The sequence below is a fragment of the Pseudonocardia sp. SID8383 genome, from assembly GCF_009864975.1.
GTDB lineage: Bacteria > Actinomycetota > Actinomycetes > Mycobacteriales > Pseudonocardiaceae > Pseudonocardia > Pseudonocardia alni.
Map to the genome: position 1 here is coordinate 1 of NZ_WWFY01000055.1, position 1994 is coordinate 1994.

At 77.1% G+C, this 1994-nt stretch carries 2 protein-coding genes; both read left to right on the top strand.

Annotated features, from left to right (window positions below; all coding sequences use genetic code 11):
* Positions 1-166: 166 nt before the first annotated feature.
* The gene (locus GTW08_RS01510; protein ID WP_073574728.1) at positions 167-1144 is read left to right on the top strand and encodes a COX15/CtaA family protein; all 978 of its coding nucleotides are present in this window, start codon (positions 167-169) and stop codon (positions 1142-1144) included.
* A gap of 53 nt (positions 1145-1197) precedes the next feature.
* On the top strand, positions 1198-1994 hold a 797-nt coding region (locus GTW08_RS01515), incomplete at its 3' end, for a LolA family protein (protein WP_161151285.1).

The following is a 1994-nucleotide window of genomic DNA, read 5'->3' on the forward strand; positions in this document are numbered from 1 at the left end:
GCTGCCCTCGGGCGCGCTGGCCGAGGCGCTGCGCTCGGCCCTCGGCGCGGGCGAGTTCCCCGCGGCCGGGCCGCTGCTGGTGCTGACCGGCTGGGCGGTCGTCGCCGGGGTGGCGGCGTCGCGGCTGGTGCGCTGGACCTGAGCCCCGTCTTCTACGATGCGTAGTGTGCTGCTGTCGCGCGTGCCCTCCACCCCGCCGGTGCTGATGCGCCGGCTGGCGATCGCGAACCTCGTCGCCCAGATCGGGATCGGCGTGACCGGCTCGGTGGTCCGGGTCACCGGTTCCGGCCTCGGCTGCTCGACCTGGCCGCAGTGCGAGCCGGGCAGCATGATCCCGGTCGACCACGCCGAGATCGCGCCGCTGCACATGTGGATCGAGTTCTCCAACCGGCTGCTCGGCATCCTGGTGGTGCTCACCGCGGGCGCGGCGCTGCTCGGCGCGCTGTACACCCGGCCGCGCCGCCGCCGCCTCACCGGGCTGGCCCTGGCGATGCCGCTCGGCGTCGTCGCGCAGGCCGTCATCGGCGGGATCACCGTGCTGCTCGGGCTGGCCTGGTGGACGGTGATGCTGCACTTCCTGGCCTCGATGGTGCTGGTCTGGTTCGCGGTGCTGCTCGTCGGAGCCGCAGGCGAGGCCGACGGCCCGGTGACCCGCACCGTGCCCGCCGGCGGGCGTGGGCTGGTGCTGTTCTCCACCGCCGTGCTGGGCGTCCTGCTCGTCGCGGGGACCCTGGTCACCGCGGCCGGCCCGCACGGCGGAGACCCGGAGACCCCGCGCCTGGACGTGCCGATCCCCGCGCTCGCGCAGCTGCACGTGGACACGCTGTTCCTCTACCTCGGCACCCTGGTCGGGCTCGGGTTCCTGCTGCACGCGGTGTCCGCCCCGCGGGCGCTGGTGCGCCGGTTCCGGGTGCTCGTCGTGGTCGTCCTCGCCCAGGGCGCGCTCGGCGGGGTCCAGTACGCCCTCGGGGTCCCGGAGCTGCTGGTGTCGCTGCACGTGCTCGGCGCCGGGCTGACCGCCGCCGCGGCCGCCTGGGTGTGGGCCGGTACCGCGACCCGCCCGGCCCCCGTCGACCCCCGCGCCACCCCGACCGGCGACCCGGCGGACACCGCCGCGCCGGAGCCCGCCGCCGCGTCGGTCTGAGTCGGTCCGACCGGCCGCTGCACGATCGGGTGACACTCGGGCACTCTGGAGCCATGACCTCCGCATCCCGGTTGCGACGCGGCGGGATCGCCGTGGTCCTCGCGGCCGCCCTCGCCGTCGCCCTCACCGCGTCGCTGTCGGCGGGCCTGCTCACCACGCGGGCCTCCGCCGCCCCCGAGCTGCCGCCCGTCACCCCGGAGCAGCTCGTCGCCTCGGTCGTCGCCGCGGAGCCGGTCGCGCTGGCCGGCACCGTCGCCGTCGACAACCGGCTGGGGCTTCCCGCCGTGCCGGGACTCCCCTCCGACGGGCTGACCGACGGCACCTCCACCGCGCGGGTCTGGTCCGACGGGACGGGCGACGGCCGCCTCGCCGTCCCCAACGACGACGGCGAGCGCACCTACGTCCGCGACGGCGCCACGACCTGGGCCTACGACTCCACCGACCGCACCGCGACCCGGTTCCCGAGCCGGGGACACACCCCGGACGCCGACGCCGCGAAAAACCCGGCCGAGGTCGCCCGGACCGTCGTGGCGCGGCTGGGCGCCACCAGCGTGCTGCGGGTCGACGGCACCACCGAGGTCGCCGGCCGCCCCGCCTACACCCTGGTCCTGGCGCCGGAGCCCGGTGAGCGCACCGTGCTGCGCGAGGTCCGCGCCGCCGTCGACGCGCAGACCCGGACCCCGCTGGAGCTGACCGTCCTCGGCGCCGGGACCGACCCGGTGCTGCGGATCGGGTTCGACGACGTCACGTTCGGCCCGCAGGACCCGGCCCTGTTCACCTTCACCCCGCCGCCCGGCGCCACCGTCCGCGACGGCACCGCCGGGACGGTGGAGCAGCCCGGCCCCGGGGG